Source organism: Mesorhizobium sp. AA23 (genome assembly GCF_001672435.1).
GTDB lineage: Bacteria > Pseudomonadota > Alphaproteobacteria > Rhizobiales > Rhizobiaceae > Mesorhizobium.
The window spans coordinates 319,506-335,487 of the sequence record NZ_LYTP01000012.1 but is presented as its reverse complement, the minus strand read 5'-3'; the positions used below and the strand labels follow the sequence as shown (position 1 = coordinate 335,487).

Below are 15,982 nucleotides of genomic sequence, written 5' to 3'. Positions count from 1 at the left end.
TATCCCATTGTCGTTTGGCAGCCGATCTGCTAGTCAGGCCGGCAATCCGCGCCCTCCATGCGCCGTCCCGGCGCCGGCGCGCTTTTGAAGACAATCACACCGGAGCACTGCCATGACGGGTAGCAAGGACTATGTGGTCGCCGACATTTCGCTTGCCGGCTGGGGCCGCAAGGAGATCGAGATCGCCGAAACCGAAATGCCGGGCCTGATGGCCTGCCGCGAGGAATTCGGCGACAAGAAGCCGCTCAAGGGCGCGCGCATCACCGGCTCGCTGCATATGACGATCCAGACCGCGGTGCTGATCGAGACGCTGAGAGCGCTGGGCGCCGATATACGCTGGGCCTCCTGCAACATCTTCTCCACCCAGGATCACGCCGCCGCGGCGATCGCCGAGGCCGGCATTCCGGTCTTCGCCATCAAGGGCGAGTCGCTGGAGGACTACTGGGATTACACCGACCGGATCTTCCAGTGGGCCGACGGCGGCACGTCCAACATGATCCTCGACGACGGCGGCGACGCCACCATGTACATCCTGCTCGGCGCGCGCGCCGAGGCGGGTGAGGACGTGCTGTCCAATCCGGGCAGCGAAGAGGAAGAGATCCTGTTCGCCCAGATCAAGAAGCGCATGAAGGCTTCGCCGGGCTTCTTCGCCAAGCAGAAGGAAGCGATACGCGGCGTCACAGAGGAGACGACCACCGGCGTCAACCGCCTCTACCAGCTGCAGAAGAAAGGCCTGCTGCCCTTCCCGGCGATCAACGTCAACGACTCCGTCACCAAGTCGAAGTTCGACAATAAATACGGCTGCAAGGAATCGCTGGTCGACGGTATCCGCCGCGGCACCGACACGATGATGGCCGGCAAGGTCGCCGTGGTCTGCGGCTATGGCGACGTCGGCAAAGGCTCTTCGGCCTCGCTGCGCGGCGCCGGCGCTCGCGTCAAGGTGACCGAGGTCGACCCGATCTGCGCGCTGCAGGCGGCGATGGACGGCTACGAAGTGGTCACGCTGGAAGACGCAGCCCCCACCGCCGACATCGTCATCACCACCACCGGCAACAAGGACGTCGTCACGCTCGACCATATGCGGGCGATGAAGGACATGGTGATTGTCGGCAACATCGGCCACTTCGACAACGAGATCCAGGTGGCGTCTCTGCGCAACCTGAAATGGACCAACGTCAAGCCGCAGGTGGACATGATCACCTTCCCGGATGGCAAGCGGATGATCCTTCTGTCCGAAGGCCGCCTGCTCAACCTGGGCAACGCCACGGGCCATCCGAGCTTCGTCATGTCGGCTTCGTTCACCAACCAGGTGCTGGCTCAGATCGAGCTCTTCACCAAGCACGGCCAGTACCAGAACCAGGTCTATGTGCTGCCCAAGCACCTCGATGAGAAGGTGGCGCGGCTGCATCTCGACAAGCTTGGCGCGCGCCTCACCGAGCTCTCTTCCGAGCAGGCGGCCTATATCGGCGTGACGCCGCAGGGCCCGTTCAAGCCTGATCACTACCGCTATTAACCAAAACGAAAATATCTACAACATATTGAAGCCGGGTGTTGACTTTCTGCCCGGCTTCATTTTTTGCACCTGTGATTCTTCACGCCGATTCCGGCAGGCGTTATTGTTGTGATTCGCGGTCCGGGGACAGTTGGGCCGGGGACGCATTCAGGGCGGTCTTGCATTCAAGCGGCGAAGAGGACCAAGACATGCCGGGGGATAACCCGCCACGCGCGGGAAAGGCCGTTTCCGGCGGCCACGAGGATTCGATCACGACCGGCTCCGCCGCGGCGGGCGGAGCTCTCTCATGGCGTGCCGGCGCCCGTCTCGGCACGCTCCTTGCCACCGCCATGTCTGCCGCCCCATTGCTTAGCATTGCGGCGCATGCCGATACCGGCGTGGCCGCGGCGGTCAGCACGGTCGAGGTGATGCAACTTGCGATGTTTGCCGGCGTCATGGGGGCAGCCCTTGTCTCGGCCATCTTCCTGATCCGCGAGCGGGCACGGACGGCGTCGCAAAATGTCCAGCTCAGGGCGCGAATCGCCGACGTCAACGCGGCCCTGCAGCGCTCCGAGGCGCTGCTCAATTTGCGCGACCAGCGCGTCGTCGTGTGGAGTTCCGAGATCAAGAAACCGGAGCTGATCGGCAGCCTGCCGCTCGAAAGCGGCGCACCGGACGAGCGGTCCGCCTTCCTCGCTTTCGGCCGCTGGCTGATGCCGCGCTCCGCCGCGGCGCTCGAGAACGCCATAGCGGCGCTGCGCGACCAAGCGAAAACTTTCGATCTCGTCATCGAAACGCAAGCGGGCATGCCGCTGGAGGTGCATGGCCGCAAGAGCGCCGCGCATGTCTTGGTCCGCTTCATATCGCTGTCGGAAACGCTGCGCAGCCAGGCCCGGCTGAAGGTCGAGAATCAGCGGCTCAGCGCCGACTACGATACCATGCTCGGCTTGCTCGACGCGCTGAAGATGCCGACATGGCTGCGGGCGGCCGACGGGCGGCTGAAATGGGTCAACCGCGCCTATGCCGAGGCGGTCGAAGCGGAAAGCGCGGAGGCCGCCGTGCGCGAAGCCAAGGAGTTCCTCGGCGGACAGGCGCGCGAGCAGATTGCCGAACAGCACAAGTCGCGCCCCGTCTTCGAGCAGACATTGTCGACGGTCATCGAGGGTGATCGCCACATGTTTTCGGTCACCGACTTTGCGAGCGCCGACGGCTCGGCGGGGCTCGCCTGCGACATCAGCGCGATCGAGACGATCCGCGCCGAATATGAGCGCACCGTGCGCAGCCATGCCGACACGCTCGACCAGCTCAACACGGCGGTGGCGATCTTCGATACCGACGAAAACCTGCGCTTTTTCAACCAGGCATTCCAGAAACTGTGGGGCCTGGACGGCGGCTTTCTGCACAGCGCCCCCTCCAACGCGCTGCTGCTCGACCGGCTGCGCAGCGAAGGCAAGATCGCCGAACAGCCGGAATGGCGGCGCTGGAAAGAGAACCTGCTCGGCGCCTATCGCGCCGTCGAATCGCAGGAGCATTGGTGGCACCTGCCGGACGGCAAGACGATCCGCGTGGTGGCCAACCCGCAGCCCAAGGGCGGCGTCACCTGGGTGTTCGAGAATCTGACCGAGAAGATGGACCTCGAAAGCCGCTACCAGACCGCCGTGCGTGTGCAAGGCGAGACGCTGGACAATCTGGCGGAGGGCGTGGCGGTGTTCGGCCCGGACGGACGGCTGCGCCTGTCCAACCCCGCCTTTATCGCGCTGTGGGGGCTGGCGCCGGATGCGATCAAGGCTAACGTGCATGTCTCGGCGATCCGCGACCTTTGCGATCAACGCGCGGCCGACAGTCCGTGGGGCGGCTTCGTCGCCGCCATCACCGGCTTCGACGACGAACGCCGCGACCGCCACGGCCAGGCGGAACTCGTCAACGGCACGGTGCTGAGCTATGCCGTGATCCACCTGCCCAATGGGCAAGTGATGATGACCTTTGTCGACGTCACCGACACCGTCAATGTCGAGCGGGCGCTGAAGGACAGGAACGAGGCGCTGGAGAAGTCAGACCAGTTGAAGAACGAGTTCGTGCAGCACGTCTCCTACGAACTGCGCTCGCCGCTGACCAACATCATCGGCTTCACCGAACTGCTGTCGCTGCCGACGACGGGACCGCTGACGCCGAAGCAGCGCGAATATGTCGAGCATGTCGGCTCGTCGTCCTCGGTCCTGCTCACCATCGTCAACGACATACTGGATCTCGCGACGGTCGATGCCGGCATCATGCAGCTCGACATTTCCGAGATGAGTATCGACAGGACGATCGCTGCGGCCGCCGAGCTGGTCGCGGACCGGCTGGAGGAGCATCAGATCAAGCTCAAGGTCGACGCTGCATCGGCGCCGAAGAGCTTCCACGGCGACGAGATCCGGGTCCGCCAGATCCTCTACAATCTCTTGAGCAATGCCGCAAATTATGCGCCAGCGGCGAGCACGATCACGCTCGCTTGCCGTCAAATGGCAGACGGCGTCGAATTCTCGGTGCATGACGACGGGCCGGGCATGCCGCCGGACGTGCTGGAATCGGTCTTCCGACGCTTCGAGCCGCGCGCCAATGGCGGCCGCCGACGCGGCGCCGGGTTGGGACTGTCGATCGTCAAGAGCTTCGTCGAATTGCACGGCGGAACGGTGCGTATAGAGACCGGAGCGGACAAGGGCACGACCGTGATCTGCACCTTCCCGGAGACGCCCTCCGGCGGCATCCGCGAAGCGGCCGAGTAACGCGCTTTGGCAGAAACGGTGTTGGAACGATTTCTCGCCGACGAGGCGGCGACCGCAAGGCTTGGCGAAGACGTTGCCATGGCGCTGCGGGCTGGCGACGCAATTGCGCTGAAAGGCGATCTCGGCGCCGGCAAGTCGACGCTCGCCCGCGCGCTCATCCGGGCGCTTGCCGACGACGCCGGCCTCGAAGTGCCGAGCCCGACCTTCACGCTGGTGCAGAGCTATGAGACGCGGATACCCGTGCACCATTTCGACCTCTACCGCCTGTCCTCGCCGGACGAGCTCGACGAGCTCGGCCTCGACGACGCGCTGGCGCAGGGCGCGGCACTGATCGAATGGCCGGACCGAGCCGGCGACCAGCTGCCGGCAAATGCGCTTCAGGTCGAGCTTATCGAGCATGGCGCGGGCCGGTCGGCAAGGATTTCCGGACAGGGAGCCGCCTTCGAGCGCGCGGTGCGCTCGCTGGCGATGCGTGATTTCCTGGCCTCCGCCGGCTGGGGCGAAGCGAGCCGCCGACATTTCGTCGGCGATGCGTCCGCCCGTTCCTACGAGATCGTCTCGCTTCCCGGCCAGACGCCGCGCGTGCTGATGAACTCGCCGCGCCTGGTGCTCGGTCCGCCGGTGCGCGACGGCAAGCCTTACGCCGTGATCGCTCACACCGCACAATCGGTCACCGCCTTCGTCGCCATCGACCGCGCGCTTCTCGCCGCCGGCGTCAGCGTGCCGCTTATCCATGCGCAGGACCTCGACCAGGGCTTTCTGCTGCTCGAACATCTCGGCTCGGAAGGATTTTTGGGCGGCGACGGCCAGCCGATCGCCGAGCGCTATAAGGCAGCGGCGGAGCTGCTCGCCATGATGCATGGCAAGGCCTGGCCTGACCGCATGGAGGCCGCGCCGGGCGTATACCACGACGTTCCGCCCTTTGACCGCGAGGCGATGCTGATCGAAGCGGACCTTCTGGTCGATTGGTATGTGCCGATGGTCACCGGCGAGCCGGCAAGCGATGCATTGCGGGCCGGCTATCATAACGCATGGATTGCGGTGCTCGACCGGCTCGAGGGCCAGGAATACAAGCTGATGCTGCGCGACTTCCATTCGCCCAACATCATCTGGCGGGCGGAGCGTTCCGGCCTCGATCGGCTCGGCATCGTCGACGTGCAGGACGCGCTGATTGGCCCGGCGGCTTACGACGTCGCCTCTTTGGCCATGGATGCGCGTGTCACCGTCTCGACCGAGATCGAGCGGCGGACGGTCGAAGCCTATGTCGCGGCGCGGCGTTCGGCCGGCGCCTTCGACGAAGCCGGCTTCGCCGAGGCCTATGCGATCATGGCGGCGCAGCGCAATTCGAAGATCCTCGGCATCTTCGTGCGGCTCGAAAAGCGCGACGGCAAGCCCTACTATCTGAAGCACCTGCCGCGCATTCGCGACTATCTGAGGCGGGCGCTGGCGCACCCGGCGCTTGCCGGCCTGAAGGAATTTTACATGGCCCACGGCCTGCTCGAGGAGCGCTCGCCATGAAGCCGAAGACCGCGATGGTGCTTGCGGCCGGTCTCGGCAAGCGCATGCGGCCGATCACCGACACGATGCCGAAGCCGCTGGTGAGAATCGCCGGCAAGACCTTGCTCGACTGGGGGTTGGACAGCCTGGAAGCCGCCGGCGTCGCCAGCGCCGTCGTCAACGTTCACTACCTGCCGGAGCAGATCATCGCCCATGTCGCTGGCCGCCAGGCGCCGAAGATCGTCATTTCCGACGAGCGCGCGGGCCTGCTGGACTCGGCCGGCGGCATCGTCAAGGCGCTGCCGCTCCTGGGGAGCGAGCCCTTCTACATCATCAATGCCGATACGTTCTGGATCGACAGCGGCGAGCCCAGCCTCGAGCGCCTTGCCCTTGCATGGGACGCCGCCAGAATGGATATTCTGCTAATGCTCACCGATCTCGACTCAGCGATCGGACACTGCGTCGGCACCGATTTCCTCGTGGCGCCGGACGGCGCGCTGCACCGGTCCAAAGGCGACCCTGCCGGCTTGATCTATGCCGGTGCCGCGATCATCGATCCGCGCATCTTCAAGGATGCGCCCGAAGGCCCGCATTCGATCAACGCCTATTTCGACAAGGCAATCGCCGCCGGCCGCCTGTTCGGCATGAAGATGAGAGGCCGCTGGATCACCGTCGGGACGCCGGACGCCATTCCGGCGGCCGAAGCGGCGGTCACCGGCGCGCCCGCGACCGCATCGGCCCAAAAATCGGGTCCGATTTTTGGAAAGCACGATGCGTAGACTCAAAGAGTTAGATCGTCGTTTGTGCGCCCAAACGGGCGCACAAAGATCTAATGCGGTATGAGCGGCTCGCGCCGCGTCTTTTCCATCCCGTCCGGAGCGCCGTTCCTGCCGACGCTGGCGGAGGCGTTGCTCGAAGGCCGCCTGATCCCAACCTTCCGCTTCGACGGCGAGCCGCTGGCGCTGGCTGACGCGATCATCTATGTGCCGACGCGGCGCGCGGCGCGCGCCCTGCGCGGCGCCTTCGTCGACATGCTCGGCAGACGCTCGGCCATCTTGCCGACGGTGCGGCCGCTCGGCGAGTTCGACGAGGACGAGGCCGCCTTTGACGCCGAGGCGGCACCGGCAATAGACCTCGCACCGCCGATCGCCGCGCAGGAAAGGCTGCTGTTGCTGGCGCCGCTGGTGCGTGCCTGGAAGGAAAGCCTGCCGGCGCACGTCAGGGCGCGCTTCAACGAGAAGTTCGTTGTGCCGACCTCGGCCGCCGACGCCATTTGGCTTTCGCGCGACCTTGCCCGGCTGATGGACGAGATCGAGACCGAGGGGACGGATTGGGCGAAGCTCGCCACGCTGGTCACCGGCAACCTTGCGGGCTGGTGGCAGGTGACGCTCGATTTCCTCGGCATCGTCACCGACAACTGGCCGGAGTTGCTCAAAGAGCGTGACCGCTCCAATCCGGCCGCGCACCGCAGCGCGCTGATCCGGCTGGAAGCGGCGCGGCTGAAGCGCAGTCCGCCGACCGGACCGGTGATCGCCGCCGGTTCGACCGGCTCCATTCCAGCCACGGCCGAGTTGCTTGCCGTGATCGCCGGCTTGCCGAACGGCGCCGTCGTGCTGCCCGGGCTCGACCGTGAGCTCGACGACGCGTCCTTCGCGGCGATAACCGAGCCCGGCGCGCGGCCGGCAACACTTGGTCACCCACAATACGGCCTCGCCAAGCTGATCGGCAGCATTGGCATTGAGCGCCGCGATGTCGAGGAGATCGGCGCTGCGTCAAGACCGCTTGCATTACGCGCCGCCCTTGTCGGCGAGGCGCTGCGGCCGGCCGAGACCACCGAGCTTTGGACGAAGTCGCGGCCGCGTTTCCCGGTCAGCGATGTCGAGCAGGCGCTGGCCGGCGTGACGCTGGTCGAGGCTGCCAATGAGCGCGACGAGGCGGCGACGATCGCCATTGCGCTAAAGCGCGCTGTGGAACTGCCGGGCAAGCGCGCGGCACTCGTCACCGGCGACCGCGCCCTGGCGCGACGCGTCTCGGCCGAGCTGCTGCGCTTCGGTGTCGTCGCTGACGATTCCGGCGGCACGCCGCTAGCCAACACGCCGGCCGCCAGCCTGCTCAGGCTGGCGCTAGGCTCAGCGTTCCGGCCAGGCGATCCGGTGGGTCTATTGTCGTTGCTCAAGCATCCGCTGCTTGGCCTCGGTCTCGAACGCCAGAGCGTGCGCAAGGCTGCCGAGCTGATCGAGCTGGTGGCGCTGCGTGGCGGCACCGGCCGGCCGGACGTCGCTTCCCTCGACGCGCTTTTCGAGACGCGGCTCGCGGGCCTTGGCGGCGACAGCCGTCAGCCCTTCTGGTTCCAGCGCCTCACGGTACGCGGTATCGAAGAGGCGCGGGCCATGCTCAATCGCCTCACCGATGCGCTGTCCCCGCTCACGGCGATGCGCGGCGAGAAGGATGCCGATATCGCGACATTGACGCGGGCGAGCGTCGTGGCGCTAGAAGGTCTCGGCCGCGCTGCCGATGGCAGCCTGACCGGCCTCTACGCCGGCGACGCCGGCGAGAAGCTCGCCGAGCTTCTGCGCGGGCTGGTTGCCGTGTCATCGCCGTTTATGATCGGTGCGGGCGAATGGCCCGACGTGATGGAGGCGCTGATCGCGCCGGAAACGGTCAAGCCGGCGCAAGGCACCGACCGCAACATCGCCATCTGGGGCGCGCTGGAAGCTCGCCTGCAAAGCGTCGACACGCTGATCATCGGCGGCCTCAATGAAGGGGTCTGGCCGCGCAAGCCCGAGAGCGACCGGTTCATGTCGCGGCTGATGAAGACCGGCATCGATCTCGAGCCGCCGGAGCGGCGCATCGGCCTGGCCGCGCATGATTTCCAGATTGCTATGGGTACTGAAACGGTGGTGCTGACGCGCTCGGCCCGATCCGGCGACGCGCCCGCGGTGCCGTCGCGCTGGCTGCAGCGCATCCTCACCTTCATCGGCAAGGACCAGGCGACGGCAGTTCGCCGGCGCGGCGACGCGCTGCTTGCCTGGGCGCGCGCGCTCGATGCCGGCGACAGGAAGGATTTCGCGTCCCGCCCACAGCCGAAACCGCCGCTGCACCTGCGGCCACAGCATTTCTCGGTCACCGAGATCGAGACGCTGCGCCGCGACCCCTATGCGATCTATGCCAGGCGGATTCTCGGCCTGATGCCGCTCGACCCGGTGATCCGCGACCCCGGCGCTGCCGAACGCGGCACGCTGTTCCACGAAATCCTGCATTTGTTCTCGCGAAGGATGGAGGATCCGAGGGCGCCGGGCGCGCTGGCAGCCCTCATCGAGGCCGGTCGCGCGTGCTTTGCCGACGCGGCACTTCCGCCCGATATCGAGGCGGTGTGGTGGCCGCGCTTCGAAAAGCTCGCGGAAAACATCATCGAATGGGAGCATACCCGCGCCGACGCCGTCGCCCGGCGCTATGCCGAGGAACGCGCCGAAAAGACCGTTATCGGCCGCACCGGCATCACGCTTTCGGGCTATGCCGACCGGGTCGACCTTCTCGCCGGCGGCATGGCCGACATCCTCGACTACAAGACCGGTTCCTCGCCTTCGAAGGCGCAGGCGCATACGCTTCTGTCGCCGCAGCTGGCACTCGAGGGCGCACTGCTTCGGCGGGGCGCCTTCAAGGAGCTCGGCATCTGCGAGCCCTCGCAGCTTGCCTTCGTGCGGCTGAAGCCGAACGGCGAGGTGTTCGAGGAATCGATCCTCGAATACAACCGCAAGCCGAAGACCGCCAACGAGCTTGCCGAGGAAGCGTGGGCGCGGCTGGAAAGGCTGCTGTTCCACTATGCTGACCCGACCACCGGCTATCTGTCACGCGCGCTGCCGTTCCGCGAAGGCGAGGCCGATGGCGACTACGACCATCTGGCGCGCGTGCTGGAATGGTCGGCCGGCGGCGCAAGCGAGGACGAGGCGGAAGGATGAGATATCCGATCCCCTCCGACACCGCCGCCAGCCAGGCGCGCGCTTCCGATCCGCAAAATTCCGCCTGGGTCTCGGCCAATGCCGGCTCGGGCAAGACCCATGTGCTGGCGCAACGCGTCATCCGGCTTCTGCTCAACGGCACCGATCCGTCGAAGATCCTGTGCCTGACCTACACGCGCGCCGCCGCCGCCAACATGTCGAACCGCGTGTTCTCGACGCTGTCGGAATGGACGGCGCTTCCCGACGCCGAGCTCGCGACACGCATAGCCGCGCTCGACGGGCGGTCGGCCGACCGCGATACGATGCGGCGCGCGCGCCGATTGTTTGCCGAGGCGCTGGAAACGCCGGGCGGCCTGAAAATTCAGACCATCCACGCCTTCTGCGAATCGGTGCTGCATCAGTTCCCGCTGGAAGCCAACATCCCGGCGCATTTCGAGATGCTCGACCCGCAGATGGAGGCCTCGCTTTTCGCGGATGCGCGACGCGACATGATCTCGGGTGCCGGCACCGGTGTCGAAGGCCTGGCGGAAGCCTTTGCCACGGTGCTGGAGCGCGGCGGCGAGTTCGGGCTCGACATGCTGCTCTCCGAGATCGTCGGCAAGCGCGACGAACTGCGCGCCTTTATCGAAAAGCTGGGCAAGGACCGGGACTTCCGGCTGCTGTTCGCCGAATTCGGCTTCAACCCCGGCCAGACGGCAGCCGGCATTGCCGCTTCGGTCTGGCCGCTGCCGGGCTTTGCGCCGAGCCAGTTCGCTGAATTCGGGCGCGCCGCCGAAGCCGCCGACGCGCGGCAGGTGCTGAACAACGTGCTGCCCTATGCGCAGACCGCTTTTGCCGAAGCCGATCCGATCAGGCGACTGCGACTGCTCGCCAAGGCATTTCTGCGCTCCGATGGCGACCCTTACGATCCACCGAAGATCTTCAAGAAAGCGCTGATCGACAGGCTGCCCGACCTGCCCGAGCGCTATCTCGCGGCGGCCAGGGCGATCCTCGATGTATCGGACCGGCTGGCGCTGTTCCGCATGCTCGAAGGTACGGCCGCCGCGCTCACCGTCGCCGGCTGGCTGATCGCCCGCTACGAGCAGCTGAAGCGAAGCCGCGGTTTCCTCGACTTCAACGATTTGATCACCCGCACGGTCAGCCTGCTGTCGCGGCCCGATGCCGGGCCGTGGGTGCAGTTCAAGCTCGACCAGGGCATCGACCATATCCTGCTCGACGAGGCGCAGGACACCAGTCCCGACCAGTGGGAAGTGGTGAAGAAGCTGACGGAAGAATTCTTCGCCGGGCTCGGCCAGCGCGAGACGGTGCGGCGCACGGTGTTCGCCGTCGGCGACGAGAAACAGTCGATCTACTCCTTCCAAGGCGCGGCGCCCGATTCCTTTGCCGAAAGCCGGCTTTTGTTTGCCGGGCGGGTGCGCGACGCGCAGGCTTCGTTTGCCGACCTGAAGCTCACCTGGTCCTTCCGCTCGAGCGACGACGTGCTCGCCGCCGTCGACCGCGTCTTCGCCGAGCCAGGCGTGCGACGCGGCATCAGCCACGATCCCGATCCGCTCAGCCACAAGGCGATCCGCACCGATGCGCCGGGCTATGTCGAGGTGTGGCCTTCGATCGGCGCCGAAATGGTCGAGGAGCCCGATGACTGGACCTTGCCGGTCAACCACGCCAGCGCGCCCGCCGTGCGCGTGGCCGAACATGTGGCAACGACGATCCAGAACTGGCTGCGCAACGGCGAGGCCATCGAAGGCAAAGGCCGCAAGCTGACCGCCGGCGACATCCTGGTGCTGGTGCGCAAGCGCGATCGCTTCGTGCACGCGCTGTCGCGCAGCCTCAAGAACCGGCAGATCCCGGTTGCCGGCGCGGACAGGCTGAGCCTTCCCGGCCATATCGCCGTGCAGGACCTGATCGCGCTCGGCCATTTTTTGATTCAGCCGGAGGACGACTTGTCCCTGGCCGCCGTGCTGCGCAGCCCGATCTTCGAGGTTTCCGAGGAGACGTTGCTCACGCTCGCCGGCGAGCGGCCAAAGGGCCAGTCGCTGATCGCCTCGCTCCGGCAGCATGCCGGCGGAGACGAGGTCTTGGCCGCCGTTGTTAGCCGGCTCGATGGCTGGGCGACTGAGGTGGCGTTCAAGCCGGTGTTTGAATTCTATGCCGCCGCGCTTTCGCGTGACGGCCTGCGCCGCAAGATGACGGCCCGGCTCGGGCCGGAAGCCGGCGACATCCTCGACGAGTTCCTGAGTTTCTGCCTGGCTGAGGAACGTACCGGCCTGCCGGGGCTGGAATCCTTCCTCTCGACGCTGGAAAACAGCGGGCCGGAGATCAAGCGCGAGATGGACCAGACCCGCAACGAGGTGCGCGTCATGACCGTGCACGCCGCCAAGGGCCTGGAGGCGCCGGTCGTCTTCCTGGTCGACGGCGGCTCGGCGCCGTTCAGCGACCAGCACCTGCCGCGGCTGATGGCCTTCGAAAGCTCGGGCGCTGATTGGAAGGGCAAGGGCTATCTCTGGCGCTCGGCGAGTGACGTCGTCAACGGCGTTTCGAAAGCGGCCTCGGCGCGGGCGCGCGCGCTTGCCGACGACGAATACCGGCGGCTGCTCTATGTCGGCATGACGCGCGCCGAGGACCGGCTGATCGTCTGCGGCTATCACGGCAAGCGCGCGCCGAGCACCGGCACCTGGCATTCGATTGTCAGCCGGGCACTGCTGGGTGCGCCGGAAAGCGCTGAGCGGCGGCATCCGGCGACACCCGACGTGGCGGTGCATCGCTTCCATATGACCAAGCTGCCGCCGATGGCGCTCAATCAGGCTGAGGAGACGATACTGTTCGATCATGCCGCGCCGCTGCCGGACGGCCTGTTCCGGCCGCTGCCACCCTATGAGGACTTGCCGCGGCCGCTCTCGCCTTCAGGCGCCTCGGCGCTGATCGACGAAGCGACGGAAAGCTTGCCCGACACGCGCTCGCCGGTGCTCGACGCGGAAACCGAACCCGGCTTTGCGGTGATGCGCGGGCTGGCACTGCACAAATTGCTGCAGATGCTGCCCGGCATCGCGGAGGACGAGAGCCGGAGCGCGGCCGAACGCTATCTGGCGCGCGCCGGCGCCGACTGGCCGGCCGAAGAGCGCGACACCGCGCTGGAAGCCGTGCTTTCCATCCTGTTCGACAGAAGCTTCGGGGCGCTGTTCTCTCCGTCCTCGCGGGCGGAAGTCGCCGTCATGGGCAGCCTGGAGGTGAAGGGCAAGCTGCGCTCCATCTCCGGCAAGATCGACCGGCTGGCCGTCACTGCGGAAACGGTCTCGATCGTCGACTACAAGACCAACCGGCCGGCGCCGGCCAGCCTGGCCGAAGTGCCGCCGGCCTATGTCCTGCAGCTTGCGCTCTACCGCGCGCTGCTTCAGCCGCTCTATCCGGGCCGCACGGTGACGGCCGCGCTGCTGTTCACCGAGGCGCCGCGCCTGATCGAGCTGCCGGCAGCGGCCATGGACGGTGCCGTTGCCCGACTCACGGGAGCGTGACACAAGAATTGCTTGAACATCGCCACCACAGCCACCACATTTGGTGCAACCCGAGTTTTCGAAAGGATTTCAGCATGGCCACCGTCAAGGTCGACAAGGGCAATTTCCAGGCCGATGTGCTCAATGCCAAGGAGCCGGTCGTGGTGGATTTCTGGGCCGAGTGGTGCGGTCCGTGCAAGATGATCGCCCCGGCTTTGGAAGACATCGCCAAGGAGCTCGGCTCGAAGGTGAAGGTCGCCAAGCTCAACATCGACGAGAATCCCGAGTTGGCCGCCCAGTACGGCGTGCGCTCGATCCCGACGCTGATGATCTTCAAGGGCGGCGAAGTGGCCGACATGAAGGTGGGTGCGGCGCCGAAGACGGCGCTGTCGCACTGGATCAATGGCAGCCTCGCCTGAGCCAATCCGAATATCAGAAAGATCGAGCCCGGCCATCGCGCCGGGCTTTTTCCTTGGCGCCATCGCTGACGGCGCTCTGGCCCTGACGCTTCGGGCAGCCATCTCCTTTCCTTAAGAAAAGGAGAGTCCCATGACCGGAACAGCCAAGGCCACAGTTCACGTCGACAATGAGCGCGTGATCGTCACCGAATACCGCTTCGCCCCGGGCGCCAACACCGGCTGGCACCGCCATGGCCACGACTATGTCATCGTGCCGCTGATGGACGGCAAGGTGAAGCTGGTGACCAAGGACGGCGAATCCTTCGCGGAGATGAAGCAAGGCGCGCCCTATTTCCGCCGGGAAGGCGTCGAGCACGATGTCATCAACGCCAATGACGGCGAATACGCCTTTATCGAGATCGAGCTGAAATAACCTTCGAGGCAGGCGCCGCTACCAATCGGCGACGCGATCGCCGCCGATGAATTGCGCGCTTTTGTCCGTGTATTCGACCAGCTCGATCTTCACGCCGTTGGGGTCTTTGATCCAGGCCTGCCAGGTGCCGTCGCAAGCAAGCTTCTTCGCCGTGACCTCGACCGCTTGCGACCGGATATGGGTGATCGCGGCGTCCATGTCTTCCACCTCCAGGCAGAAGTGGTTGATCTGGTTCGCCTCGTTGTAGCGGGCTTCGGCCTTCTCGAACACCTCGACATGGCTGCGGCCGCCGCAATCGAGATAGAAACCGAAGATCTTGCCGTCGCGCAGGAAGTTGAACCGCGTGTCCATGCCGAGCACATCCCGGTAGAAGCCGCGCGTCGCCTCAAGGTCATGCGCGAAGATGCAGACGTGGGCCAGCTGGTTCACCTTGATCACGATTGCTCCTCGCGACTGCCTCGGCGCTATCAGGTCGGCGGCGTGCCGTTCTCGTCCAGCACGGCGCCGGCGAAATATAGCGAGCCGCCGATGAGGATGCGCGGCGCCGGACCGTCCCAGCTGTCGCGCAACAGCATAAGCGCATCGGCGACGGAGTTGACCGGCTCGGCCGACAGGCCGGCCTCGGTGGCGCACAGCGCGAGCTCGTCATTGGGCACCCCGGCATCGCTCTTGCTCACCGGCACCGTGTAGACATGGCGGGCAAGCCCCTTGAAGGCGCTGAAATAGCCGGTCTGGTCCTTGGTGTTGATCATGCCGGCGATGAGGATCAGCGGGCGCGGGTTCTTTTCCTCCTGCTCGGCCAGCGCTTCGGCGATGACGACGCCGGCGCCCGGATTGTGGCCGCCGTCGAGCCAGATCTCGGCGCCCTTTGGGGCAAGCTCAACCAGCCTGCCCTGCGTCAGCTTTTGCATCCGGGCCGGCCACGTGGTGCTGGTCATCGCTTTTTCGGCAGCCCGATGGCTTATCTCGAAGCCGGCGGCCTTGACCGCGGCGATCGCCGCGGCGGCATTGGCGAACTGATGCCGACCGGGCAGGCGCGGCAGCGGCAGGTCCATCAGACCGTCCTCGTCCTGATAGACCATGCGGCCGTTCTCCTCGAAGGCCAGGAAATCCTGACCGTAGACAACGGTCGGGCAATCCAGCCGCTCGGCGGTCTCGATCAGCACCTCCAGCGCGGTCTCGCTTTCCTGCGCGCCGATCACCACCGGGCAGCCGCGCTTCATGATGCCGGCCTTTTCGGCCGCGATCAGCTCAACGCGGTCGCCGAGATAGGCTTCGTGATCCATCGACACCGGCATGATCACCGAGACGGCAGGCCGCGAAATGACATTGGTGGCATCGAAGCGGCCGCCGAGCCCGACCTCGATGATCGCCGCCTCGGCCGGATGCTCGGAAAACAGGATGAAGGTGACGGCGGTGAGGATCTCGAAAACGGTGATCTTCTGGCCTTGATTGGCCTTGGCGACGCGCGCGATGGCCTCGGCAAAGACATCGTCGTCGACCAGCTTGCCGCCGCCCTCGGCGGCCAGCCGGTAGCGCTCGTGCCAGTTTACCAGGTGCGGCGAGGTGTGGACATGGACGAGATGACCGGCCGCCTCCAGCAGCGCCCGCGAGAAGGCGGCGCAGGAGCCCTTGCCGTTGGTGCCGGCGATGTGGATGACCGGCGGCAGCCGGTCCTGCGGGTTGCCGAGACGCTCGAGCAGGCGGGCGATGCGGTCCAGCGAAAGGTCGAAACCTTTCGGATGAAGCGTCATCAGATGTTCGATTTCACGATCGGCGGCGAGCGTTGTCATGGCGGAATCCTAGAGCATTTGCGGCGAAAGAACAGGATCGCCTTCAATGCCTTTCGTTCGTGTGCAATTCCGGACGCAAAACCGCTACGCACTCTTGCTGGAATTGCTCTGGCGCATGAGCCCGAACCGGGATCGGTTTTGGAAAGGGATCATGCGC

10 protein-coding genes are annotated in these 15,982 nt (G+C 65.9%); 8 read left to right on the top strand and 2 right to left on the bottom strand.

Annotation, left to right across the window (positions count from 1 at the left end):
• Nucleotides 1–112: 112 nt before the first annotated feature.
• The 8 genes from ahcY (at nt 113) to A9K66_RS12245 (ending at nt 14,032) form a co-directional block, all read left to right on the top strand.
• Complete coding sequence (gene ahcY / locus A9K66_RS12280) at nt 113–1,513, top strand: adenosylhomocysteinase (protein ID WP_067323865.1); 1,401 nt, start codon at nt 113–115, stop codon at nt 1,511–1,513.
• A gap of 188 nt (nt 1,514–1,701) precedes the next feature.
• Nucleotides 1,702–4,257: a PAS domain-containing sensor histidine kinase gene (locus A9K66_RS12275; protein WP_067324664.1), complete on the top strand. Its 2,556-nt coding sequence runs from the start codon at nt 1,702–1,704 to the stop codon at nt 4,255–4,257.
• Nucleotides 4,258–4,263: 6 nt separating this feature from the next.
• A complete protein-coding gene (gene tsaE / locus A9K66_RS12270) occupies nt 4,264–5,775 on the top strand; it encodes a tRNA (adenosine(37)-N6)-threonylcarbamoyltransferase complex ATPase subunit type 1 TsaE (protein ID WP_067323863.1) in 1,512 nt (503 codons plus the stop codon).
• Nucleotides 5,772–6,533: a nucleotidyltransferase family protein gene (locus A9K66_RS12265; protein ID WP_082953838.1), complete on the top strand. Its 762-nt coding sequence runs from the start codon at nt 5,772–5,774 to the stop codon at nt 6,531–6,533. The genes tsaE and A9K66_RS12265 overlap by 4 nt, the downstream gene beginning before the upstream one ends.
• A gap of 60 nt (nt 6,534–6,593) precedes the next feature.
• Nucleotides 6,594–9,713, top strand: coding sequence for a double-strand break repair protein AddB (addB, locus tag A9K66_RS12260; protein ID WP_067323861.1), 3,120 nt, complete (start codon nt 6,594–6,596; stop codon nt 9,711–9,713).
• Nucleotides 9,710–13,222: a double-strand break repair helicase AddA gene (gene addA / locus A9K66_RS12255; protein WP_067323859.1), complete on the top strand. Its 3,513-nt coding sequence runs from the start codon at nt 9,710–9,712 to the stop codon at nt 13,220–13,222. The genes addB and addA overlap by 4 nt, the downstream gene beginning before the upstream one ends.
• A gap of 74 nt (nt 13,223–13,296) precedes the next feature.
• On the top strand, nt 13,297–13,620 hold the full coding sequence (trxA, locus tag A9K66_RS12250; RefSeq protein ID WP_041000044.1) for a thioredoxin: 324 nt from the start codon (nt 13,297–13,299) through the stop codon (nt 13,618–13,620).
• A 130-nt stretch (nt 13,621–13,750) separates the two neighbouring features.
• Nucleotides 13,751–14,032 carry a cupin domain-containing protein gene (locus tag A9K66_RS12245; protein WP_067002933.1) on the top strand — a complete coding sequence of 94 codons (282 nt, stop codon included), beginning with the start codon at nt 13,751–13,753 and terminating at the stop codon, nt 14,030–14,032.
• An 18-nt stretch (nt 14,033–14,050) separates the two neighbouring features.
• Here the strand turns inward: A9K66_RS12245 and A9K66_RS12240 are convergent, their stop codons facing one another.
• Entirely contained in the window at nt 14,051–14,470 is a 420-nt protein-coding gene (locus A9K66_RS12240; RefSeq protein WP_067323857.1) for a VOC family protein, read from the bottom strand.
• Nucleotides 14,471–14,499: 29 nt separating this feature from the next.
• Entirely contained in the window at nt 14,500–15,825 is a 1,326-nt protein-coding gene (locus A9K66_RS12235; RefSeq protein ID WP_067323855.1) for a folylpolyglutamate synthase/dihydrofolate synthase family protein, read from the bottom strand.
• Nucleotides 15,826–15,982 lie beyond the last annotated feature (157 nt).